This is a genomic window from Aquirufa esocilacus, assembly GCF_042715595.1.
GTDB classification, from domain to species: domain Bacteria; phylum Bacteroidota; class Bacteroidia; order Cytophagales; family Spirosomataceae; genus Aquirufa; species Aquirufa esocilacus.
Genome location: NZ_JBBKXX010000002.1, coordinates 401,084 through 421,772, shown reverse-complemented (window position 1 = coordinate 421,772; position 20,689 = coordinate 401,084). Strand labels below are relative to the sequence as shown.

Genomic DNA, 20,689 nt, shown 5'->3' with positions numbered 1-20,689 from the left:
GCAAATTAGATAAATAAACAGGAAAGACCCCCAAGGCTACCGATTTAAATCTAATTTCAGGAATTCTTTTTTGTTCCCTTTTCCCTTTTGGGAACACATTTCAGGCGCTTATTTGAATAGTTCTTTTTCTTATTCTTAAATTCAAACTATGAGTATAAAAACCAAGACAGCTAAATTACGATTTGACCTATCGGGATATTACTTTTTTGGATTGATCTTTCTCGTATTACTGGGTTTTTGGCCTTCGTATTTTGCCAAATTTTTCAACGGCACAGCGGATTTTTCCTTCTATTTTCATTTCCATGCTGGTGTGCTCATTCTTTGGATGAGCTTACTTATTCTGCAGCCCATTTTAATCCGGAAAAAGCGCTTAGACATCCATCGCTTGCTAGGTAAAGGAAGTTATCTACTTATTCCCCTCATCTTTATTTCCATCGTTTTATTAACCCATTCTCGTTTGCCACATCAGGGGCAATTAACGGACGACCATTTAGTGGGGACGTTCAATTCGGTTAAGGATTTGGTGGTTTTGGCAGTTGCCTTTTTTATCGCGTTAAAGTATGTAAAGGATTATCAGTTACACGCCAGAGGGATGATTGTGACGGGTTTGGCATTCATAGAACCCGCATTTATTCGCTTTACGTTACGAGTGATTAGTGATCCAATGATGGCTTATGTAGCAACAATACTAACCGTTTACGCAGTAATCATTTATTTAATTTATCTCGAGCGAAAACAAGCCAGCGCTCGTTGGGTGTTTCCATTGGTTCTAGCCCTTTATATGATTGCCCACGGAATGGTCATCTCAGAGGTCGTGTATCTTCCATTCTGGCGTGATTGTGTGACTTGGTTTGCGGGATTACCTTTGACAACATAACCTCTTTTCATTACCGTTTACCTCCTCTCTAAAAACATAGTTGCAATTAAATCCGTTTAGTAGATTCTAGCTTTAAAATGTTTAGTTTTAACTAGATTATTCAATATAGAATCCGGATTAAAATTTTTGGATCTCACTCTTAAATGTATCCATCAAATGAAAACCAACCCACGCATTTATTTTCGAGGAATAATGGGATTATTCTTCATCCTGCTGGCTCAAATGCAATCAGAAGCCCGTTTTTCAGTTTATGCCAAAGCGGATTCGAGTTTGTTCCAGCAGTTCAAAGGAGCTGTTTTGGACAGTAAAACAAAGAATGAATTAATCTTTGCGAGTATTACAGTCTCTGGAACGACGATCTCTACCATCAGCAATAGTGAGGGTAAATTCTCCATTAAAGTCCCTCCTGAAAAGCTGCAATCTAGTTTGATCATTTCCTTTTTAGGGTATAAAAATAGGGTGGTTCCGCTTAGCGAATTGAAGCCAGAAAAGAATGTAGTGTATTTAGAATCTACTAATACGTTACTCGAAGAAGTGGTGGTAAAGTCGACGGATGCAAAAAAAATATTTTTAGGGGTATTAAATAATCGGTCCCAAAACTATGGAGATGAACCCTTGCAAATGACCGGTTTTTATCGTGAAACCATTAAAAAGCGCCGGAACTACGTCTCCCTTTCTGAGTCCATCGTTAAAATTCAAAAGCAGCCTTTTTCAGTAGACTCTCCGGATCAAGTCAGTCTTTTGAAAGGTCGAAAAAATGCGGATTACACGAAATTAGACACGGTAAATTTCAAACTTCAAGGAGGCCCATTTTCAGCCTTATTCATTGATTTAATTAAAAACCCCAGCTTTATCTTCTCAGAGGAAGCATTTGAATTATATGATTTTAACTTAGAGGATATCACGCAGATTAATGATAACCAAGTGGTGGTTTTAGCGTTCAAGCAAAAACCGGAAATCGACTTTCCGCTCTACTTTGGAAAAATGTATATCGATTCAAAAAGTCTGGCTGTTGTCAGCGCCTCTTTCCAATTGAATGTGGAGGATAAAGTGAAAGCCGGTCTTCAATTTACCCGTAAAAAGCCGGCGGGCCTCGATGTTTATCCTACCGAAGTCCGCTATCAAATTAACTACCGACAACAAAATGGCAAATGGATTTTTGCCTATTCTCGTGGAGATTTGACGTTCAAATTAAAATGGGACAAAAGAATATTTAATACGATTTATAGCACCACAGTGGAAATGGCTGTGACCGACTGGAAACAGCAAGATAATAAGGAGAAGCAAACTTCGCAGAAATTGAATTCGAATGTCATCATGTCTGATAAAGTTCTCAGTTTAGCGGACCCTAATTTTTGGGGAGAATACAATATCATCGAACCTGAAAAATCGATTGAGTCAGCCATTCGAAAGATTCAACGGAAAGCGATAGTAGAGCTTTCAAACGATTAACTGTTTTTGTGAACGGGCTGTTAAATCGGGCCGAAATATAGAAAGAAAACGAAGCGAGCCATCATTTGTGATGGCTCGCTTTATGTGAATTCAGGTTAGATCTTTTATTAACGCTTTACTGCTCGAACGTAGACGTCATTATCTTTACCAACAGTGCTCCATTCACCGTTTCCGAAAAATTTGTACACCGCTTTGTAATTGCCATCTTGCATAGAACTCCAATAAGAGTTAGATATAAACGAACTTTCACCGATTTTTTCTGTGTTGCTGTAAATTATGTTCAACTCTTGCATAGTTGGGAGTCTCCAACCATTGCCTAGCGCGGCACAAGCAGCTTTAGCATCATTCCAATTCATCCCATCTGGGAAGTCATTTTGAGCCACTAATAAATTCCCAATTTTAATGGGCTTACCAATGATCTTTTTAGATAGACTAGCCCGACTTGGCGTAATAGCAGGAGGCGCATTAATGGCGCGAACACGAAATGGGGTATCGGCTCCAGAGTGGCGACGTTGTTCTCCATACCCAAAATCCTGGTACCACAACAAGGATTTTTGATATTCGTCCACCGTTGAACTCCAATAAGTGCTGTTCGAAAAGCCGCCGATTTTATCTTTATTGTCATATAAAAATTTGAGCTCCGTTTGTGTCGGTAATCTCCAACCTTTACCTAAAGCTTGACAGGCTTTGTTAGCCTCTTTCCAACCCAATTCCGTAGGGAAATCATTTTGAGCGACTAGCATGTTTGCAATTTTAATGGGATTACCAATTATCTCTTTGGGGTTTTGAGCAAAACAAATAGAAGCAATCAGTAATAGGGGTAAGAATAATAATTTTTTCATAAGGGCAATTCAATGAATGACATTCTAAAAGCTATTTTTAGACCCATAAAGTTACTATTTAATGGCTACATTTTTTGTCCAATAGTCAAACAAGGGTCCATTATTTCCAAATACGGGATCTTTATCTGGAAGTGGAATACTAGCGATTTCTGCCAAAACAGATGAACTTTCTCCCTTTTTCAAACTAAACTTCAGGTTCCAATCTGCCCCATTCGGATAGCCTCCTACAAATTGATATTCTATCGAATTGTCCACGGAATAGTGCCCAACACCTGCGGGCAAGATGATTACGTCCCCCTTTTCCACGGTAACAATTTCGCCCTTTTCGCCGCCTAACTTTAAGCGGGCTTGGCCACTTTTTAGTCCCAAAACTTCCTGCGTATTGCTATGAAAATGGTCTTCGGTTAATATGATATCGTGCCAGTTATTTCCCCAGCCGTTTTGGCAAAAAAGTAATTCTAGGTCCTTCTGATCAACGAGCTGTAGGACATTTTTATAAATCACCACGGGGAGAATGTTGTTCGGAATATCTCCATCATTCTCGAAAAAGTAGGTGATAATATCTTGTTTGTTCATCATTCCCTGAACCTATTTTGACCCTAAGAATTTATTCACATCTAGCCAGTGCATAAACGCATCAAACCATTTGTTACTTGTTCTATTCGGGTTACCTAGGCCAAAGCCGTGGCCACCGTTTTGGTATAAGTGAAACTCCACCGGTCTGCCCGCTTTGAACCACGATTCAATCACGCCAAATTGGGAGTTAAATAAGAAGTCATCGGAGGCGATGGCATTAAACATGGGAGGTGCGTTCGCAGGCACTTTCACCGGGCCCATTCCGCCATAAATGGGTCCTATAAAGGCAAGTTTCATTGTTTTCGAATTAAGCGTTGCGTGCATCGTTAAACCAGCCCCAGCAGAAAATCCAATCATTCCAATGCGCTGTGTATCCACGCCCCAGGCTGCAGCGTTTTTGATGATCATCGCGTAAGCTGCTTCTGCGTCAGTCAACTGGTTCGACAGATCCATTTGAGCCATTGGATTCGTATTCTTTGCCGTGCTGTCTGTCTTTTGCGGTGCCGGACGTGGACGGTTCATCCAAGCCGTAAAGTCGTCTATTTTTTCTGGGGTTGGGAACAAGCGGTATTTTAGGACGAAAGCGGCAACTCCTTTTTTGGCCAAAGCCTCAGCCACCTCCCAGCCCTCATTTCCCATCGAAAGCCAACGGTATCCCCCACCCGGAGCCACAATCACCGCAGCCCCATTTGCCTTGCCCTTTTCAGGGAAGAAAGGCGTTAAAGTAGCTTTGGAAATATTCCGCGCCATCGGATCGCCCCACTGGCGAAACCACGTCTCAGGAGCCGGCTGGTCCTTCAAAGACCCAGTGTTTAATGGAATCGCATTAGGCTCTTTAGGTGCATCTAGCGGATAAATCGTTCCATCTTGTGCGATGGCGTTGAAAGTCAAACAGGTTAGAATGGCAATAAATAGCTTTTTCATAGGTTTACGAGGTTTAGTTTGACAAGATAAATAATATGAGTTATGGATTTGTAATGGTTTATCCTTTAATTTGACTTACTAATTTGTTAAAATAAGATGCACCTCGGAATCGTAGTTAAATGGAGCTTTGTTATTAGCTTAGTTTTTGAGCTTGTGGGTGCGTTAATGAAGATTATGCATCTTCCAGGTGCTGATATCTTATTAATCATTGGTATGGTGGCCAATGGGGTTTTTATCGTTTCTGCTTTATCGGAAGTTTGGGGATCTGTGAGAATCAATACCAATGAAAAAGTGATGTGGACGATTGCCTTTATTTTTATGGGATTTTTAGGCGCCTTAGCAGGAATACTTTATGTAGTAATGGGGCGTAAACGTATAGTATAATTCATATGAAACAATTCTTTATTAAGTACCGAAACCAAGTGATTGTGGGAGTTTTGGTTTATATCTTCTTGATTTTTAGAGATGCTCTTAAGACCTTATTTTAACGGGATTTAATAATTATAATCAACACGTATCTATGAAAAAATTAGCTAGCCTATTTAGTCTATTATTTTTTGTTTTCTCAGCTAATGCTAAGGTTAGCATTAGTTTCTCAAATGACTACCAAGACGTATATCATTTGTCTCTTATTATTTATACCCCAGACGGTAAAATTCAGACCAGGGTAAGCAACCTTAATCCGGCTGAAATAAAGACGTATATCTTGCCAGGAAACACGGAAATTTTTATCGCAGATAATAAACAAGAAGCTTTTGCGATGAAAGGGAACGATATAAAAGCTACAGGAGTGAAGCCCAGTATTGTGCTCAAAGAAACAGATTCTGAAATCGTGGTAAATTTGAGTTCCCTTACACAAGGAGCGAAGTCAAAAGAAGAGGTGCTCAAGTCAATCGTGGGGAAATACGAATTGAGCGGCATTTCCGCTTTTATGGGGGCAAATACGTTAATAGATTATACAAAAACGAAAGGTATATGGAAAGCATATGCATCTATGTTGATGCAAGGGAGAAGATCGGGTGAAAATTTACCCATCAGCCCTGATGTTATGAAAAAGTTAAAAACCATGAAAATCATGGTAAATCCAGATTTGTCTGTTGTATTAAGTTGTAATGAAATAGCTATAGCTACGATTCCTTTCAAAGCAGATGGCATGATGTATGAATTAAAAGGAACATATGACGAAAATAGCCGGGAAGAATTATACAAACCGAAACCCAATGTGACATTTAAAGACGGGGAATTATTTCTTTATGCTAAAGATCAAATGGGCGAAACAGAATTAGCCCCGTATGACTTTGCAGAGGTATTTGCAAATGCTATTATCATTAGTTACAAGGTTAAAGAAAATGAATTTCAAGTAGTCCTTTGTGAATCAGAGGGTACCGGATTCGCCACTTATGTCTTCAAAAAGGGGATTGCCCCTAAAAAATAATCTACTAATTTCTAATCTATTATGACCCAACCACAACCCACACACCAGCCCTTTGAAGCTCCCAAAAGCGGCCTTCATCCAATTTTAAAAACGATACTTTGGATAGTAGGTATTCTAGGAGGAATTATTATTTTGGGTCTTTTGCTAGAAGACCCATATCCAAAATCTCGAGACGAGATGGTTCAATTTGCCACCAACAAGTGTTGGAAATATGAAGAGATTGAAATTAATGCTCTTGAATTTGATGGCAAAGCAATATCCAAGCCGTCCTCAGACCTTCGCCATACCATTAAAAATATTGCGACTGGATCAAATGATGATTTAGTATGGCAATCGGTAGAAAACTCGTTGTCGAAACTAATTTCAGACAATTCGGCTTTTCTATTCTTTAGACAACTTCCGTCAGGCGGATTTACTTATTACAGCCAATATACCAATAAGGATGTTCAGCGTCCAACGTATCAATATGGGGATATTGACATTCAGGATATTGATGGAAAATACCATTTTGACCTGAAGAACATTTCTGACGACTTTACGTTCGAAGACGAACTAGTAGAAGAATCTGGGGTTGTGACGGAATCTGACCAAGTAAAAATTGTAGGATTAAGTAATGACATGTTGCGAATAGAAGAAACTATAAAAGGGACAATCGATGGGACATCATTTTCTATGACCACCACAATTAAATTTAAAGTCATTTCCGATTCTTTTTTGGATACTAAAAACTTGAAGAGAATCATTGAAAATAGTGGCCTATAATTTACCTATATGAATGACTTTTACAAACAGCCAAAAGCCTTAGTTTGGATCGAATCCATTCTATTCCTTTTGGCTGGTTTTTTTCTGGCGGTTTTGATCATCGAAAAGGGTTCAGATCAACCGCTCTTTTACGCAGCGTTCATTTTATACGTCCCCATCAGCCAATTTTTGTATACGCCTTTTTTTAAGTTGACGGGTGGATACACTTATTATTCTCCCATGCTTTTAGGCTATATGGCGAACGAAAAACAGATCGATTTACATAGTGGGACCGGCTTTGATTACTTGTTTGTTTTTAGAAATTGCAAGCCCGGAATTGAATTAAGAAATAGGCTGCTCGCTTATCATTTGGAGGGCTTATTACAGCTCATCTCTTTAATCGAAAACAAGCAGGTTTCAGAATCTGTCACAATCGTGGGAACATCGTATTTTTTCAACGATAGAACCTTACTAAAACTCGGGTTCCAAATCGAAAAGGCGTCTACCTTTTATCGAGCAAATCTCTTTATTAATTTCATCGATTTATTTTGGATGTATTCTCTTTCGCGAGGCAAAGTTTCCATACCCGCTATGTGGGATGCTAAAAAAGCGAGTATTCAGGGGGCAGCACTAGTGGCTCAGAAAGGGAAATTTGAAGCACTTAAAAATCATTTAACGGATTAATCGCCTACTATGGAAAAGCAAATTTTCAAAGACCTATTAGCGCAAAATCAGCTAAGTTGCAGTTTTGCTTTCAATGAAATTAATGACAAAAATGTGTCATTGCGATTAAGCGCAGGTGCATCTTCTATAGGTTTTATTTATCGTCACATAGCTGAAACAATGCTCATGTTTGGTTATTTTTTCGGCATGCCTAGTGATGTTGCAAATACTACGATGGGTCAACAGGATGAAGGCCAAGGCAACAATTGTGATGAAACAAAAGCCCTATTAGACAAGGGGTACACCATGTTAGCGCAACTGATAGAAGATACACCAGCAGACGGATGGTCCGAAACGATTGATACGCCTTTTTTTGGATCGGTATCTAAGGCACGCTTATTTGCGCATATTTTATACCATAACTCCTATCATGCGGGTCAAATAGGCTTGACACTTAAAAGGGCTTAGGATAAGTCTAACACTCCACCATCCACTCCACCCCAAACTTATCCCGGAAAGTCCCTAATAAAGTGCCCCATGGATCTTCGTCTAATGGCATTTCTACAGTTCCGCCAGCGGATAAACCATTGAATATAGTCTCTGCTTCTTCTTTTGTCGAGGCCGCAATGACAATCTTACTTCGGTTCTCTTCCTCGCTCACCACCCCCATAAAATTAGGTACATCGCTGCCTGATAAATATGAGCCACCACTGATAGGCAAACGGATCAACATGATCTTGTTCTGCTCCTCTTCTGGGAAGGAGAAATCAGGATTGTTTAATTCTTTAAATCGCATAAGTCGCGAAAAAGATCCGCCTAAAACCGAGCGGTAAAATTCAAATGCTTCTTCGGTGTTCCCGTTGAAGTGGATGTGAGGGATAATGCTTGCCATACTTATAAATTCAATTTCTTCTTTTCTTTTAAAGCGTAATCCACCGCTCTTGCTGTTAAAGCCATGTAGGTCAAGGATGGATTTTGCGTAGAGGTCGAAGTCATGCAAGATCCATCAGTGATAAAGACATTTTTGCAATGATGCAATTGGTTGAAAGCATTTAACATCGAGGTCTTTGGATCTCTTCCCATCCGGACGCCGCCCATTTCGTGGTTCTCGTTTCCTGGTAAGCGTTTGGTGTCGATGGGTTTTATGTTATGGAAGCCGGCGGCCTCGTACATTTCGGTGAATTGCTGGTGAAAATCTTTGAGCATTTTCTCATCGTTTTCATCATATCCGATCGAAACGCGGAGCTGTGGAATGCCGTATTTGTCTTTCAGTTGTGAGTCTAATCGTACGGTTGAATGGGCCTTTGGAACCGTCTCTCCCATCATGCCCACGTTGATGTGCCAGTTGCCAAGTTTTGCGGCGAGCAAGGAATTCTTTAAGGACTCTCCCACTAAATCGTTTGCGTTTTCCACTATTCGTGAGGCGCTTAAATTGCTCGCATAGCCGCGAAGGAAATCTGTTTCCTGTTTGTATACATTTCTGAAGCGCGGAATGTAGCCTGATGTGGGCCGTTTCCCGGAGGTCGTTTTGTCTAAATCCCCATCGTATTCTGCCGTGATTCTGCCACGGTAACTGTGGAAGGCCATGTGCGTTCCTAAGATGCCGGAGTCATTTCCTAGGCCATTGGGGAAGCGCGACGAAGTGGAATTTAAGAGGATTAAGTTAGTGGCCAAAGGCGAAGCATTCACAAAAATGATCGAAGCAAAATACTCTTCCATTTCGTCCGTAAGTGCATTCACTACCCGCACACCAATCGCCTTTTTTTTCTGCTCATCATAGATAATCGAATGTGCAACGGAATGGGTTTTCAGCGTTAAATTTCCGGTCTGATAGGCAGCTGGCAAAGTTGCGGAATTACTGCTGAAATAGCCCCCATATGGACAGCCACGCTCACAGAGGTTGCGGTGTTGGCATTGGCTGCGTCCCACGGACTGGTGGATTTTATCGGCTTGACTTAAGTTGGCTGTACGTGCGATGATGACGTGTCGGTCGGGGTATTTTTGGCTCACTTTTTGGCCAAAATGTTTCTCCACACAACTCAATTCATAGGGCTTTATAAAGTCGCCATCCGGCAAGGTTTCCAGGCCATCTTTATTTCCAGAAATCCCCACAAATTTCTCCACGTGACTATACCACGGCGCAAGGTCTTTATAGCGAATAGGCCAGTCGACCGCAAAGCCATCGCGCTCCGGACCGGTAAAATCAAAATCACTCCAGCGCTGGGTATGTCGACCCCACAGGAGCGAACGACCGCCCACGTGATAAGCCTGAATCCAATCGTAGGGCTTGTCTTGGATGTAAGGTTGTTCTCCGTCCTTGGTCAAAAAATGAGCCGTAGCTTCAGTGAAAATAAAATTTTTACTTGCGGTTTTGTATTCCTTTTTCTGCTCTAAAGTCGCTTGTCCTCCGTGTGGAAATTCCCAGGGATTCAGCATCGTGGTGGGATAATCGACTACGTGTTTTACATCTCTGCCGCGGTCTAAAAGCAGGGTTTTTAGGCCTTTCTCCGTCAGTTCTTTGGCAGACCATCCACCGCTAATTCCGGAACCGATGACGATGGCATCGAAGGTGCGTTTTGACATTATTCGGTAAAAATTATTTTGATAACCAGTGGAATGTATTCAGGGCAAACTGCTTCCAGTCATACTCTGCGACCTGCATACCAGCTGAAAACTTTTTTGATTTCATCATGACGTACATTGCTGTAAATCCGTTGCAATCGCCTAATGCTACGACTTTTCCTTTGCCATAATTACCAGCCAATCCTTGTGATTCCGCCGTGCCTGAGGGAGCACTACCACTGTATTTTTTAATAGTGGCAGATGGCGAAAGTTTGAAAAGAGTAGTATAGCTTTTGCCTGTTAATCCACCTCCGCCATAGCTCATGATGTTGTTAATTTGTTCTCCTGCTTGCTCGCCTTGTGTGATAGGGTGATCCGAGTTTAATAGTCCATTGCTTCGTGTAAATTTAAGCATGGTTTCTTTGCTTGACATCTCAATTTTGGTCTCATAGTTAAGTGAATCTGACACAATTCCAATGGACAATTGTATTCCAAATTTATTAAAAAGAGGAGTCACCGATTTATCAATGGGGGCATGCTCGTCGAACATGAGTAAAGAGCCGCCATTCGAAACCCATTCTTGTAATGCGCTTAATTCGTCAGGAGTAAAGGTGATCTCATCTGTTACTTGATTTTTCGAACCAAATGTAAAAGGCATTGCAGGAAAGATGACCAGCATTTTATATTTTGACAAATAGGCTTTCGTAAATTTCATCGAATCTACGCTCACCTGATATCCGTCAGCCGTTGCTACATCTATCAATGGTTTTGCCAAACCCATATCCACGATAAAATTGTAATGGCCTCTGTCGAATAAAACCTTAGGGCCTTTGCCTTTTGAGTATTTTGGATGCGCGACGCTAGCATCGAAAGGGCTGTCGTTTAACATTTGGCCTTGAACGGCGATGTTTATCACCAAGCAAATAGTCAGTAAGGTAGATTTCATAGGCACAGGTTTTATTTGATTAAGAAGTAAATTAGATAAAATTCTGATAATTTACCTACATGTTAAATTACAAAGATGTGACACAGAAGGCGCGCCTAGCTAATGCAGATGTAATAGCATCCGTATTAATAGCGATGGGCGCATCATTTGTAGGGGAGGACCATCAACATGACATCTATTTTCAGGTTCAAAATGGGAAGCTAAAATTCCGCCATGGAACGCTGGGTACCCTGATTACACATTACGAAAGAATCGCCGTTGGACCTTTGGAAAAAACCCATGTTTATCGCTATGATGTGAATCCGACTGAGGCAGAAATACAGCAATTATTTGCGACTGCCGAGCGCATTGGAGAAACACAGAAAATCCGGAAACAATACCAGTTTCAAAATGTGACCGTCCACCTGGATGAGCTCCCGAATGGAGAAAACTATATCGAAGTGGAGGCAAAAGATTACAGCAACTCGTTTTCTGAAATGGACTTGCAAAGCCAGTGTAAGAACTTGTTCGAAAAGCTAGGTATTGCATCGGTTGACCTGATGCAAACGGGGTATTTATAATTGCTATCTTTACCCCATGAAAAAAGCCCTATTACTTACTGTTTTTTCTTTGTTCTTTTCAATGACTTATGGCCAAAGCTTTCAAGTCAAAGACCTATCTAAATCTATCGGTTTTTGGGAGGGCAAACTGATCTACTTAGATTACAGTAGCGGCAAACCCTACTCCATGGCAGCGAATATAACGCTCAGTTTGACGCAGGATCAAAAGGGCTTCATCATGTTGTATGAATACCCTAAAGAACCCCAGGCGAATGCAAAAGATACGACGTATGTGACGGGGAATTTGTTTGACAAAGACCGGATTGTGGCGTTTAATAAAGAGCAAAATGGCGACTTCCAACTCATTACCGAAGTGGATGGAGAAGATGGAAATGACAACAAAAAAGCGGTTTTACGACACACCTATTTGCTGAAAGAGGAGCAATTTTCAATCGTGAAAGAGGTCATATTTGTAGGAACGGATAAGTGGATTAAGCGAAATGAGTACGTATTTCAACATTAGTTTTTATATCCCATCGAAAGTCCTACATCACCTTTTACATCTAGCTTAACGTCCACCGATTTATCAGACGAATTTTCAATTCGAAGAGCGGTATTTTTCCCTACTTTAAGTTTCACATTTGCTGAGGGTTGTAACGTAAAAGGAGAGTGACGTCCCCCATCGATTGGATATTGCCAAACTGTTAATGAAGAAGCTGAAATGTTCGTTACACTTGCAGAAAATTGGCCGTGTTTATTATTACCTAGTATAAATGCATCGTTCGCCTGAATAGTAGTAGTGGAATGAAGCATATTGCAAGCAGAAAGGAAGATTCCGGTTATTAGGATGCTAAAAATGGATTTGATCATTTTAGTTTGTTTAGTAGCTTAACGGCTTTTAGGATGAAAAGTTTTAGCTTTGAGAATTATAAAATGACCTGATGTTTACCCTTGACCAAATAACCTCCGCCCACAGCCTCGTTAAATCAGGGGCCGATTTTCCTCCATATATTCGCGACTTGAAAGCGTTAGGAGTCACGAATTACATAGCATTTGTTGCGGATGGGCACATCGATTATTTTGGCGCGGAAGAGTATCTAGTTCAGGCTACCGGAAAATATGAGGCTTTGGCCAAAGCAAAAACTGCCAATATACCCTTATTTAAATCAGAGCTAATAGCCCACCAACAAGGCAAAACAGACTACCCCACTTTCATTCACATGTGCGCTGAAACGGGCATCGAAAAATTGGAAGTGAACCTCGAAAAATTAACCTGTACCTATTTCGATATCGCGGGGAACGAAGTTTTGACAGAACAAATCCCTACTTAAAATGAAACACTTTTTCTTCATTCTATTTCTGCTAATGTCTAGCCAAATCTATGCGCAGGAATCCAATCGCATGCACCGCATAGCGAAAATCAAAGTCGATGCGCAGCAACTCGACGTCTATAAATCGCTTTTAAATGAGCAGATGAATGCCGCGATAAAAGTGGAACCTGGCGTTTTATCGTACACAGCGGTGGCGGATAAAAAAGATGCGACAAGTATCATTATTTTCGAAGTTTATGCGAGTGTAGAAGCCTATCAGTCTCACATTTTAACGCCCCATTTTAAGAAATACAAAGATGCGGTAAAGGACATGGTTTTGTCACTCGAACTGATCGATACGGACGTCGTTTGCCTAGCTAAGAAAGAAAATTTCTGATGAAATTATTTAAAGAATCTTTGTCGCAACCAGCGCCTGATCCGCAGCTATCTATAGTCTTAAAAAGTCTTTGGTACGATGCCAAAGGCGATTGGGATCAAGCTCATGCGCTCATCGATCAGCTCGGTGACCGTGACTCTGCTTGGGTTCATGCCTATTTGCACCGTAAGGAGGGGGACATTTGGAATGCAGATTATTGGTATGCTCGTGCGAAAAAGACGCGGCCTACTTATTCGCTGGAGGAAGAATGGGCGAACTTAGTTTCTTATTTTTTAAACACCTAAGAAGGAATTCTTTGCTTGGAGCATCTAAGTGAATAATAAGCAATTCTGCTTTAATTATTTACTAATCATCCTCCTATGTGGCGTTTCCTATCCATTCTTTTGTTGATTTCATTCAACGCTTTGACCCAAAACAACACCCAAACCATACGTGGTGTTATTACTGACAAACTTTCTCAAACACCCATTCCGGGGGCCAGCATTCAAATTGCATCTTTGCAAAAAGGAGTGGCAACGGATAGTTTGGGCCAATTTAGTTTGAAAAACATTCCCCCTAATCGCTATGAAATTAAGGTCACTAGCGTGGGGTATAAAAACGTCACACTTCCGAATGTGATTGTCATTTCTGGGAAAGAAGTAATCCTAGATATTCAATTAGAGGAGTTGTTTAATCAACTCAGCGAAGTCGTTGTTAAAGCCAGTAACAAGGGCGGAACGATAAATAAATTAGCGAGTGTTAGCGCTCGAACGTTTTCGATGGAAGAGGTGAATCGTTATGCGGGAGGTCGTTCAGATCCAGCGCGTTTAGCCGCCAATTTTGCTGGTGTTTCTGCGCCGGACGACAGCCGAAATGATATCGTTATCCGGGGCAATTCTCCAGTGGGTGTTTTGTGGCGAATCGATGGAATGAATGTGACTAACCCGAACCATTTTGCCTCCGTGGGTACGACGGGTGGAGCCGTAAGTGCTCTTAATACGAACCTCTTAAAAAATTCGGATTTCTTTACCTCTGCTTTTCCTGCTGAATATGGGAATGCGACGGCCGGTGTTTTTGATTTAGGCTTCCGTTCTGGGAATAATAAAAAGCGAGAGACCACTTTACAAATGGGTGTAATAACCGGTTTGGAAGCGACGACAGAAGGGCCATTTTCAAAGAAAAGTGACGCATCTTATGTGGTGGGATATCGCTATTCATTAGCAGGAGTAGCTCAAAAAATGGGCGTGGACATCGGTACCACTGCCTTGCCGACGTACCAAGACTTGTCATTTAAAGTGGCGAGCGGCACCAGTAAATATGGTAAATTCTCCTTGTTTGGGATTTTGGCAAACAGTACGATTGAAATCAGTGGAGGAAGTTCTAGTAGTTTATATGGGAACGGAAATCAGGTCGACTTTGCGAGTAAAATAGGAATCACAGGCTTGAATCACTTTAAGCAATTGACATCAAAGTCATACATTACCTCGACCTTGGGCGTAAGCTACTCTAGCAATGACCAAACGTCCTATGATTTTGACCGAAACGACAACCTCGACTTTATTAAAGAGGTAAATAATGTAGCTCGAACGAGCTATAATTTTAGTTCCACTTACCATTCAAAACTAAATGCACGGACCTTTATTAAGGTGGGAATTCGAAACGAAGTGATTGATCTGTATTTGAATTATAAAACTAAAAATAGGGCTAGAGACACCTATATGCAGCTTTGGGATTATAATAGTAGCACGAACCTTGCCCAAGCATTTGCTCACGTTAAATACGATGTTAGCGAAAGATTGACGATGAATGCGGGTTTGAATACCCAATTATTTTCGTTGAATAATTCTACTTCTGTGGAGCCACGTTTGGGCTTGATTTATGCAACTTCGGATAATAGTAGTTTGAATTTTGGCTACGGATTGAATGCCCAACTGCAGCCGATCAATGTTTATTTTTTAGCTAGCACAAATCCGAGCGGAAGCAAGAGTTACACAAATCAAGGTTTGGACTTTACGAAAAGTCACCACTTGGTTTTAGGTTATAATGTTCAGCCTTGGAAGGACTGGAGAATTAAGACAGAGGCGTATTACCAGTCTATTTATAATGTTCCGGTTACGTCATATTCTAGCAGTTATTCGATGTTGAATACGGGTGCGACATTTAAAACAGATTTACAGGATAGTTTGGTTAATGAAGGAACGGGCAAGAATTATGGCCTTGAATTAACGGTGGAGAAGTTTTTCAGCGACGGGTATTATGGCCTATTTACGACCTCTTTGTATGATTCAAAATATGTCGCCAGTGATGGCATTGAACGAAATACAGCCTTTAATGGCAAGTATATTTTTAATGTATTAGGGGGAAAAGAATGGACGGTTGGTCGCGCTGGTCGAAATAAGATTTCGATTGATGTAAAGTATACGAATGCAGGAGGGCGGGCTTACACTCCGATTGACCTTTTGAATTCTAAAGCAACCAGTCGCGAACAACTATCTTCTGAGGAGTATTCGAGTTTCTATGAAAATTATTACCGGGTAGATTTCAAGGTAGGATATACCTTAAATAGCGCGAACAAAAACCGTTCACATACGGTCTCGTTGGATTTGCAAAATGTGACGAATCACAAGAATATTTTTTCGCAGAATTATGACAATAAAAGCCAAAGCATCAACACGAAATACCAACTAGGCTTCTTCCCTAATGTGGTGTATAAATGGCAGTTTTAACGATTCGACTTAGGTCCCATAAAACCAAAGTTCGAACTCGTTAAAATCTTTTCCACTAAGCGATCAAAGGCCTTAATTTGAGGGCCTTTGCATAGTCCTCGGATATCGCGAAAGTGAGCATAATTCAATGAATCTAATTTTCCGTAAGTCGCTGTTAATTGTTGCAGGGCTTGCGGATTTTTATGTTCAAATTGGTAATAGGCTTTTTTAGCATTAGCGATCTCATTTCTAATTTCGGCCGATTGATCTTGGTGATTTTTGACGAAACCAGCATAAATGGTCCGCTGCTGTTCATTGAATTGAAGTTCATCGGCGATGACATTTTTTAATTGTGGACCGCCAGGAAAGGGACGATGTTGGAATTCGTTGAAAACAAAAAATCCGAGCGCTAGCACATTAATGAACAGGCCAATACCAAATACCCAAGTCCACACTTTTTTGCGTTGATTTACCATGGTTTTAATAGGTTAAATTGTTTGCTGCGTAGGATTTAGCTACGGATTCCAGTTGAATTTGGGCGATTTCTTGTTGCGTTTGTTTCCCGGCATAAAATAGGGCACCGGAGAAAAATATAGCTACGAAGCTTGCCGCCGCCATCCAGCGCATTGACTCGCTTTGCTCTTTTTCTTGCATGGTATCAAACAAATGATCTAACACCTCTGTTTGATTTTTCCACTGTAGGCCTTGAAGGACCTGCAATTGTTCGTCTAATGGGTCTTCTTTCATTTCAACTCTTTTTTAATGTTTTCTTTCGCACGACTGACGAGCGATTCTATAGCTTTGATACTTAAGTTCATCAATTCACTGGCCTCGGCATACGACATTTCATCTAATTTTATCAGCGTAAAGGCAACGCGTTGGTTTGGATTTAATCGGTCAATGGCGCGGTAAAGTGACAGCGCTTTTTCTTTATTTTCTAATTGAATATCCGGGTGGAGTTCCGTGGACTCATAGCTTTTAGATTCGTTTGGCATCCACCAGGGCAATAATTCCCGCAACTGGGCTCGTCGTTTTTCTTTTCGAAGCTTTTCCAAAGCCTTGTTAATTGCAATCCGAATAATCCACGTACTCAGCGAAGATTGACCCTTAAACGATTTAATCGATTCATACACCTGAATGAACGTCTCTTGACACACATCCTCTGCTTCCTCTCGGTTCCGTAGAATCTGCATGGCGTGATGGAAAACCCGGCCTTGGTATTCTTTTACCAAAGCCCGGAAAGCCAACTCGTCACCCGAAATCAAATCCCTAATTTCCCGATCCATCATTCAATCATACCTTAGATGTTTCTGCTTTCCAAATTCTTCGGGGGAAATAAAAATATTTTTTAATCCGAAGGAATTCTAGATACGATGCATCTAAGAACAAAAAAGGAAAACCTCATGTTAAGTAAATCCATTAAAATAATCTTCAGCTGTTTATTACTAACAGCTTGTTCACAATCGGAAGATATTAGCCCATCTAATGCCACTGACGTCATTTTAGAGGTTGACCCTACGCTTTTTATCCCAGCAGGTTTAGTGGGAACCATCACTAAAGTAGAAAAAACACTTTCAAATGGTACGACCACGATGTGTTATAAAATCACTACTTCTAAAACACCTACGGATCATGTCATGGGCCCTTGGTGTCCCACTAATGCGACGGATGATGCTAGTAAGGGGGGGCTTTGGTTTGAAAAAGGGAATATCTATGATGTGGATGGAGCGTTTGTGAAAAATTTGGCCACTTTTTATAATGATTCAAAATGGAATCTAATTAGAAGCGACGGAACCATTAAAGTGACAAACACTAAAGAAGCTTGCCAGGCTGCTGCACGTCCTGACGTAGATCCACAATACAATAATTATTGCGTGGAATGCCAGCCCACTTATTTCTCTAACATTAAATTAACTTATTATATTCCTGTTAAACCGATTAAAACGAACGGGACAACAACCTTAGGTGGCGGCGCTCCTGGCGGTATGGTAGGAGTCGCTTTTAACGGAATTAATTTTGATCCACCCGCACCTACGCAAGCTATTTTAGGCGCTTATACCTTAGCTCCGATGGATGACGCGGGCGGTCACGTCAATGGGGCAACGGGCTACCATTACCATGCTGCTACCGGGAAAAGCAAGAAAGTAGAACAATCGGATGGTCATGCTGCGATGATTGGGTATGCGATGGACGGTTTTGGGATGTATGAATTGTTAGATAAAACGAATAAAGAACCGACAGATTTAGATGCTTGCCGCGGACATTATGACACGACCAGGGGTTATCATTATCATGTGGCCAAAGCAGGAAGCAACAGTTTCATCGGTTGTTTTCACGGTGCGCAAGGAAGCGTTGAAATAACCACTAATTAATGCGTAGACTACTGATTTTGCTGTTTTTTTTGCCGCTGGGCGTTTTTGGACATAGTCCACAAATCTCCACATTTGCACTTGTGCGAGACTCGAAAGGGCAGTGGACCGCGCACCTTAGTGCGTCGTTAGAGGCATTTGAAAGTGCGCTGGGGAACAAAAAATTTAGCTCCGCCGAAGCCTTTCAAAAAGAGTTAATTCAGCAGGTCAAAAGCGCCATTAAAATCAAGTCGGGGGTTCTACAATTGGTAACGCTAAATGATGGCCAATGTCATTTAGGCCACCAAACGGATTTGAAATTTACGTTGATTGGTTTGCCCGCGGATGCAGCTAAAATTTCTGTGGAAAATGAGTTATTTAAAGAGCTTAACAGCCACTTGATGGTTTTTAAAGTCATTGACGGTGCCACAGAATCGAATCAATTCGTATTACAATCTTCGAATCATTTTTCAGCTCAGGTACACATTCAGCCTACGGGAATTACTGTAGATTCTGAGCAGGCGTTTAACTATTATTATCTCCTTTTTATTGCTCCTATTTTATTACTTCTCTTACTTAAATATCCCATGAAGAAATCCATCAGCGTAGTCACATTAGCCACGTTATTTTTCGCCTGTTCAACAGATGATTCTACTGTTACTCCAGCTGCCTCATCAGCCGAAGTTCCAGCCGTTTATAAGAAAATCTATGGTGCATCTAGTGTGACGAGTGATGGGACGACTATTTCCATCAAAGTAAATGGGTTGCCGGATCATAAAAGTCCTTATTATGCAACGACCAATAGTCTATATCAGTCGTATTCTGGGCTTACTTTTGGAGGATATATTTTTGAAAAAAATCCGAATTCCATCATCGAACAATCGGCTACGTTCAAAATTCCTGCTAACCCTGTAATGGCAACAAATCATGCAGCAACACCTTTAGGTCCCATCGGTATTGCTTTAAATGGTGTACCATTTTTCAATCAGTATGCCGGCCCGAACAATCAAGAACTAAAGGGAGAAATGGCGGGATTTGATCAGTTTTATGGTCATCCACAAAACTCAGGGGTATACCACTACCACGTGGAACCTTTGCATCTAACCACCGTTAAGTCGACTAAATCCGGCCTAATGGGATTCCTTTTGGACGGATTCCCGGTATATGGGCCGCAAGAAGAAACGGGTTCTGCGGTGACGAATGCAAATTTAGATGTGTACCATGGACATAGCCACGCCACAGTAGATTATCCGAATGGAATTTACCACTATCATTTTACGTCAGAAGCACCTTATTTAAACGGTAATGGTTTTTATGGTACGCCAGGAACACTAACACAATAATGAGATACGCTGTACTTCTTCTTTTTTTATGGAGCTGTTCTAAATCAGAGCCGAAAACCGTAGTCGAAAAAAAGTATTTCCCATCTGGTCAGATTAGGGAAATTCGATACATTCAGAATGGAGTTCGGCAGGGTTTGCAAACGGCGTTTTGGGAGAATGGCAAGAAGCGTTTTGAATACACTGCGGTTAATGATGCATACGAAGGAGAGCTTAAAGAATGGGCTGAAAATGGACAACTTTTTCACTTAGCCCATTACAAAAATGGACAAGAAGAAGGAGTCCAAAAAATGTGGCATGCAAACGGCAAAATTCGTTCGAATTTTGTGATCATAAACGGTCGCCGCTATGGTTTATTAGGCACTAAAAACTGCAAGAATCGGGATGAGAAATTATTGGCTTATTAGTATTTTCTTAGTGGCTTGTTCGGAAACCCCTGTTTCGAAAATTCCTTTTTATAACACCCCTGATTTCAATCCCTATTTTATCAGTGAGGCGGAGGCTAGTTCGAAAATTACGCACCGCATTAAACCTTTTGCCTTTTATAATCAAGACAGTACATTATTCCGCAGTGAATCACTTCAAGGGAAAGTGTACGTCGCGAACTTCATTTTTACGCGCTGCAGCAATATTTGTCCTGATATGACCGCTCAAATGAAGCGCATCGAAAAAGCTTTTCAGTCAAATTCAACGGTAGCCCTTGTTTCTTTTACCGTAACGCCTTGGTTCGACGATGTGAAGACACTGCATAAATTTGGCGAAAAATTCCAAATCTCCTCATCGAATTGGTCATTGTTAACGGGCCCCAAAGCATCCATCTACACCCTCGCCCGCCAATCCTTTTTTGCAGAAGAGTCTATCGGTTATAATAAGGATACAAACGAGTTTTTACACACAGAGCACATCATTTTAGTGGATCAAAAAGGCCGCATTCGCGGGATTTATAATGGCACGATTCCCTTAGATGCAGATCAATGCATAGAGGACATGAAATTGCTTTTGCAGGAGTAAGGGCTTATTTTATCGAAAAAATACATTAACTTGAATTTTCAA

The 20,689-nt window shown here is 41.0% G+C and carries 27 protein-coding genes; 17 read left to right on the top strand and 10 right to left on the bottom strand.

What is annotated here, in order from left to right; all coding sequences use genetic code 11:
• Positions 1-325 precede the first annotated feature (325 nt).
• Positions 326-877, top strand: coding sequence for a hypothetical protein (locus SKC37_RS07430; RefSeq protein ID WP_377980870.1), 552 nt, complete (start codon positions 326-328; stop codon positions 875-877).
• Positions 878-1,033: 156 nt separating this feature from the next.
• On the top strand, positions 1,034-2,329 hold the full coding sequence (locus SKC37_RS07425) for a carboxypeptidase-like regulatory domain-containing protein (protein WP_377980869.1): 1,296 nt from the start codon (positions 1,034-1,036) through the stop codon (positions 2,327-2,329).
• Positions 2,330-2,436: 107 nt separating this feature from the next.
• Here SKC37_RS07425 and SKC37_RS07420 read toward each other — a convergent pair whose 3' ends face one another.
• Genes SKC37_RS07420 through SKC37_RS07410 form a run of 3 tightly spaced genes read right to left on the bottom strand, consistent with a single transcriptional unit; the run spans position 2,437 to position 4,671 of the window.
• A complete protein-coding gene (locus SKC37_RS07420) occupies positions 2,437-3,171 on the bottom strand; it encodes an Lcl domain-containing protein (protein ID WP_377980868.1) in 735 nt (244 codons plus the stop codon).
• 54 nt (positions 3,172-3,225) lie between these two features.
• Positions 3,226-3,750, bottom strand: coding sequence for a cupin (locus SKC37_RS07415; RefSeq protein ID WP_377980867.1), 525 nt, complete (start codon positions 3,748-3,750; stop codon positions 3,226-3,228).
• A gap of 9 nt (positions 3,751-3,759) precedes the next feature.
• Complete coding sequence (locus SKC37_RS07410; protein ID WP_377980866.1) at positions 3,760-4,671, bottom strand: alpha/beta hydrolase; 912 nt, start codon at positions 4,669-4,671, stop codon at positions 3,760-3,762.
• A 96-nt stretch (positions 4,672-4,767) separates the two neighbouring features.
• Between SKC37_RS07410 and SKC37_RS07405 the strand changes: the two genes are divergently transcribed.
• The 5 genes from SKC37_RS07405 to SKC37_RS07385 all read left to right on the top strand — a co-directional run bounded on the left by SKC37_RS07405 (position 4,768) and on the right by SKC37_RS07385 (position 7,978).
• A complete protein-coding gene (locus tag SKC37_RS07405) occupies positions 4,768-5,055 on the top strand; it encodes a GldL-related protein (protein ID WP_377980865.1) in 288 nt (95 codons plus the stop codon).
• A 136-nt stretch (positions 5,056-5,191) separates the two neighbouring features.
• Positions 5,192-6,106: a hypothetical protein gene (locus tag SKC37_RS07400; RefSeq protein WP_377980864.1), complete on the top strand. Its 915-nt coding sequence runs from the start codon at positions 5,192-5,194 to the stop codon at positions 6,104-6,106.
• Between the two features lie 21 nt (positions 6,107-6,127).
• Positions 6,128-6,868: a hypothetical protein gene (locus SKC37_RS07395; protein ID WP_377980863.1), complete on the top strand. Its 741-nt coding sequence runs from the start codon at positions 6,128-6,130 to the stop codon at positions 6,866-6,868.
• 9 nt (positions 6,869-6,877) lie between these two features.
• A complete protein-coding gene (locus tag SKC37_RS07390) occupies positions 6,878-7,531 on the top strand; it encodes a hypothetical protein (RefSeq protein ID WP_377980862.1) in 654 nt (217 codons plus the stop codon).
• A 9-nt stretch (positions 7,532-7,540) separates the two neighbouring features.
• Complete coding sequence (locus SKC37_RS07385; RefSeq protein WP_377980861.1) at positions 7,541-7,978, top strand: DinB family protein; 438 nt, start codon at positions 7,541-7,543, stop codon at positions 7,976-7,978.
• 7 nt (positions 7,979-7,985) lie between these two features.
• Here the strand turns inward: SKC37_RS07385 and SKC37_RS07380 are convergent, their stop codons facing one another.
• From SKC37_RS07380 to SKC37_RS07370, 3 genes are read right to left on the bottom strand one after another with little or no spacing between them, the layout of a single operon-like run.
• Complete coding sequence (locus SKC37_RS07380; RefSeq protein WP_377980860.1) at positions 7,986-8,402, bottom strand: VOC family protein; 417 nt, start codon at positions 8,400-8,402, stop codon at positions 7,986-7,988.
• A gap of 2 nt (positions 8,403-8,404) precedes the next feature.
• Positions 8,405-10,093 carry a GMC oxidoreductase gene (locus tag SKC37_RS07375; protein ID WP_377980859.1) on the bottom strand — a complete coding sequence of 563 codons (1,689 nt, stop codon included), beginning with the start codon at positions 10,091-10,093 and terminating at the stop codon, positions 8,405-8,407.
• A 13-nt stretch (positions 10,094-10,106) separates the two neighbouring features.
• Complete coding sequence (locus SKC37_RS07370; RefSeq protein ID WP_377980858.1) at positions 10,107-11,018, bottom strand: hypothetical protein; 912 nt, start codon at positions 11,016-11,018, stop codon at positions 10,107-10,109.
• 59 nt (positions 11,019-11,077) lie between these two features.
• Here SKC37_RS07370 and SKC37_RS07365 point away from each other — a divergent pair, with 59 nt between their 5' ends.
• Positions 11,078-11,578, top strand: coding sequence for a CYTH domain-containing protein (locus SKC37_RS07365; RefSeq protein ID WP_377980857.1), 501 nt, complete (start codon positions 11,078-11,080; stop codon positions 11,576-11,578).
• A 16-nt stretch (positions 11,579-11,594) separates the two neighbouring features.
• The gene (locus tag SKC37_RS07360) at positions 11,595-12,080 is read left to right on the top strand and encodes a hypothetical protein (RefSeq protein WP_377980856.1); all 486 of its coding nucleotides are present in this window, start codon (positions 11,595-11,597) and stop codon (positions 12,078-12,080) included.
• Here SKC37_RS07360 and SKC37_RS07355 read toward each other — a convergent pair.
• Positions 12,077-12,427: a hypothetical protein gene (locus tag SKC37_RS07355; protein ID WP_377980855.1), complete on the bottom strand. Its 351-nt coding sequence runs from the start codon at positions 12,425-12,427 to the stop codon at positions 12,077-12,079. The genes SKC37_RS07360 and SKC37_RS07355 overlap by 4 nt on opposite strands.
• Positions 12,428-12,498: 71 nt before the next feature.
• Between SKC37_RS07355 and SKC37_RS07350 the strand changes: the two genes are divergently transcribed.
• The 4 genes from SKC37_RS07350 to SKC37_RS07335 all read left to right on the top strand — a co-directional run bounded on the left by SKC37_RS07350 (position 12,499) and on the right by SKC37_RS07335 (position 15,969).
• On the top strand, positions 12,499-12,888 hold the full coding sequence (locus tag SKC37_RS07350) for a DUF1398 domain-containing protein (protein WP_377980854.1): 390 nt from the start codon (positions 12,499-12,501) through the stop codon (positions 12,886-12,888).
• 1 nt (position 12,889) lies between these two features.
• Positions 12,890-13,264 (top strand): putative quinol monooxygenase, encoded by a 375-nt coding sequence (locus SKC37_RS07345; RefSeq protein WP_377980853.1) that lies wholly within the window; start codon positions 12,890-12,892, stop codon positions 13,262-13,264.
• Positions 13,264-13,548, top strand: coding sequence for a hypothetical protein (locus SKC37_RS07340; protein WP_377980852.1), 285 nt, complete (start codon positions 13,264-13,266; stop codon positions 13,546-13,548). The genes SKC37_RS07345 and SKC37_RS07340 overlap by 1 nt, the downstream gene beginning before the upstream one ends.
• A gap of 75 nt (positions 13,549-13,623) precedes the next feature.
• Entirely contained in the window at positions 13,624-15,969 is a 2,346-nt protein-coding gene (locus tag SKC37_RS07335; protein WP_377980851.1) for a TonB-dependent receptor, read from the top strand.
• Here SKC37_RS07335 and SKC37_RS07330 read toward each other — a convergent pair.
• The 3 genes from SKC37_RS07330 to SKC37_RS07320 are packed head-to-tail and all read right to left on the bottom strand — an operon-like array spanning position 15,966 to position 17,237.
• Positions 15,966-16,424, bottom strand: a complete 459-nt coding sequence (locus SKC37_RS07330; protein ID WP_377980850.1) for a hypothetical protein — start codon at positions 16,422-16,424, stop codon at positions 15,966-15,968. The genes SKC37_RS07335 and SKC37_RS07330 overlap by 4 nt on opposite strands.
• Before the next feature lie 4 nt (positions 16,425-16,428).
• Positions 16,429-16,695, bottom strand: coding sequence for a hypothetical protein (locus SKC37_RS07325; protein WP_377980849.1), 267 nt, complete (start codon positions 16,693-16,695; stop codon positions 16,429-16,431).
• Positions 16,692-17,237, bottom strand: coding sequence for an RNA polymerase sigma factor (locus SKC37_RS07320; protein ID WP_377980848.1), 546 nt, complete (start codon positions 17,235-17,237; stop codon positions 16,692-16,694). Before SKC37_RS07320 ends, SKC37_RS07325 begins: the two co-directional genes overlap by 4 nt.
• 84 nt (positions 17,238-17,321) lie before the next feature.
• Between SKC37_RS07320 and SKC37_RS07315 the strand changes: the two genes are divergently transcribed.
• From SKC37_RS07315 to SKC37_RS07300, 4 genes are read left to right on the top strand one after another with little or no spacing between them, the layout of a single operon-like run.
• Positions 17,322-18,320 carry a YHYH protein gene (locus SKC37_RS07315; protein WP_377980847.1) on the top strand — a complete coding sequence of 333 codons (999 nt, stop codon included), beginning with the start codon at positions 17,322-17,324 and terminating at the stop codon, positions 18,318-18,320.
• Positions 18,320-19,639 (top strand): YHYH protein, encoded by a 1,320-nt coding sequence (locus tag SKC37_RS07310; RefSeq protein WP_377980846.1) that lies wholly within the window; start codon positions 18,320-18,322, stop codon positions 19,637-19,639. Before SKC37_RS07315 ends, SKC37_RS07310 begins: the two co-directional genes overlap by 1 nt.
• Positions 19,639-20,043 (top strand): toxin-antitoxin system YwqK family antitoxin, encoded by a 405-nt coding sequence (locus SKC37_RS07305; protein ID WP_377980845.1) that lies wholly within the window; start codon positions 19,639-19,641, stop codon positions 20,041-20,043. Before SKC37_RS07310 ends, SKC37_RS07305 begins: the two co-directional genes overlap by 1 nt.
• Positions 20,021-20,647, top strand: a complete 627-nt coding sequence (locus SKC37_RS07300; RefSeq protein ID WP_377980844.1) for an SCO family protein — start codon at positions 20,021-20,023, stop codon at positions 20,645-20,647. The genes SKC37_RS07305 and SKC37_RS07300 overlap by 23 nt, the downstream gene beginning before the upstream one ends.
• Positions 20,648-20,689 lie beyond the last annotated feature (42 nt).

What these genes read in the sequence shown, in the direction of transcription:
- SKC37_RS07430 (WP_377980870.1), top strand. Translation starts at nt 326, where the DNA reads ATGAGCTTACTTATTCTGCAGCCCATTTTAATCCGGAAAAAGCGCTTA.
- SKC37_RS07425 (WP_377980869.1), top strand. Translation starts at nt 1,034, where the DNA reads ATGAAAACCAACCCACGCATTTATTTTCGAGGAATAATGGGATTATTC.
- SKC37_RS07420 (WP_377980868.1), bottom strand. Translation starts at nt 3,171, where the DNA reads ATGAAAAAATTATTATTCTTACCCCTATTACTGATTGCTTCTATTTGT.
- SKC37_RS07415 (WP_377980867.1), bottom strand. Translation starts at nt 3,750, where the DNA reads ATGATGAACAAACAAGATATTATCACCTACTTTTTCGAGAATGATGGA.
- SKC37_RS07410 (WP_377980866.1), bottom strand. Translation starts at nt 4,671, where the DNA reads ATGAAAAAGCTATTTATTGCCATTCTAACCTGTTTGACTTTCAACGCC.
- SKC37_RS07405 (WP_377980865.1), top strand. Translation starts at nt 4,768, where the DNA reads ATGCACCTCGGAATCGTAGTTAAATGGAGCTTTGTTATTAGCTTAGTT.
- SKC37_RS07400 (WP_377980864.1), top strand. Translation starts at nt 5,192, where the DNA reads ATGAAAAAATTAGCTAGCCTATTTAGTCTATTATTTTTTGTTTTCTCA.
- SKC37_RS07395 (WP_377980863.1), top strand. Translation starts at nt 6,128, where the DNA reads ATGACCCAACCACAACCCACACACCAGCCCTTTGAAGCTCCCAAAAGC.
- SKC37_RS07390 (WP_377980862.1), top strand. Translation starts at nt 6,878, where the DNA reads ATGAATGACTTTTACAAACAGCCAAAAGCCTTAGTTTGGATCGAATCC.
- SKC37_RS07385 (WP_377980861.1), top strand. Translation starts at nt 7,541, where the DNA reads ATGGAAAAGCAAATTTTCAAAGACCTATTAGCGCAAAATCAGCTAAGT.
- SKC37_RS07380 (WP_377980860.1), bottom strand. Translation starts at nt 8,402, where the DNA reads ATGGCAAGCATTATCCCTCACATCCACTTCAACGGGAACACCGAAGAA.
- SKC37_RS07375 (WP_377980859.1), bottom strand. Translation starts at nt 10,093, where the DNA reads ATGTCAAAACGCACCTTCGATGCCATCGTCATCGGTTCCGGAATTAGC.
- SKC37_RS07370 (WP_377980858.1), bottom strand. Translation starts at nt 11,018, where the DNA reads ATGAAATCTACCTTACTGACTATTTGCTTGGTGATAAACATCGCCGTT.
- SKC37_RS07365 (WP_377980857.1), top strand. Translation starts at nt 11,078, where the DNA reads ATGTTAAATTACAAAGATGTGACACAGAAGGCGCGCCTAGCTAATGCA.
- SKC37_RS07360 (WP_377980856.1), top strand. Translation starts at nt 11,595, where the DNA reads ATGAAAAAAGCCCTATTACTTACTGTTTTTTCTTTGTTCTTTTCAATG.
- SKC37_RS07355 (WP_377980855.1), bottom strand. Translation starts at nt 12,427, where the DNA reads ATGATCAAATCCATTTTTAGCATCCTAATAACCGGAATCTTCCTTTCT.
- SKC37_RS07350 (WP_377980854.1), top strand. Translation starts at nt 12,499, where the DNA reads ATGTTTACCCTTGACCAAATAACCTCCGCCCACAGCCTCGTTAAATCA.
- SKC37_RS07345 (WP_377980853.1), top strand. Translation starts at nt 12,890, where the DNA reads ATGAAACACTTTTTCTTCATTCTATTTCTGCTAATGTCTAGCCAAATC.
- SKC37_RS07340 (WP_377980852.1), top strand. Translation starts at nt 13,264, where the DNA reads ATGAAATTATTTAAAGAATCTTTGTCGCAACCAGCGCCTGATCCGCAG.
- SKC37_RS07335 (WP_377980851.1), top strand. Translation starts at nt 13,624, where the DNA reads ATGTGGCGTTTCCTATCCATTCTTTTGTTGATTTCATTCAACGCTTTG.
- SKC37_RS07330 (WP_377980850.1), bottom strand. Translation starts at nt 16,424, where the DNA reads ATGGTAAATCAACGCAAAAAAGTGTGGACTTGGGTATTTGGTATTGGC.
- SKC37_RS07325 (WP_377980849.1), bottom strand. Translation starts at nt 16,695, where the DNA reads ATGAAAGAAGACCCATTAGACGAACAATTGCAGGTCCTTCAAGGCCTA.
- SKC37_RS07320 (WP_377980848.1), bottom strand. Translation starts at nt 17,237, where the DNA reads ATGATGGATCGGGAAATTAGGGATTTGATTTCGGGTGACGAGTTGGCT.
- SKC37_RS07315 (WP_377980847.1), top strand. Translation starts at nt 17,322, where the DNA reads ATGCATCTAAGAACAAAAAAGGAAAACCTCATGTTAAGTAAATCCATT.
- SKC37_RS07310 (WP_377980846.1), top strand. Translation starts at nt 18,320, where the DNA reads ATGCGTAGACTACTGATTTTGCTGTTTTTTTTGCCGCTGGGCGTTTTT.
- SKC37_RS07305 (WP_377980845.1), top strand. Translation starts at nt 19,639, where the DNA reads ATGAGATACGCTGTACTTCTTCTTTTTTTATGGAGCTGTTCTAAATCA.
- SKC37_RS07300 (WP_377980844.1), top strand. Translation starts at nt 20,021, where the DNA reads ATGAGAAATTATTGGCTTATTAGTATTTTCTTAGTGGCTTGTTCGGAA.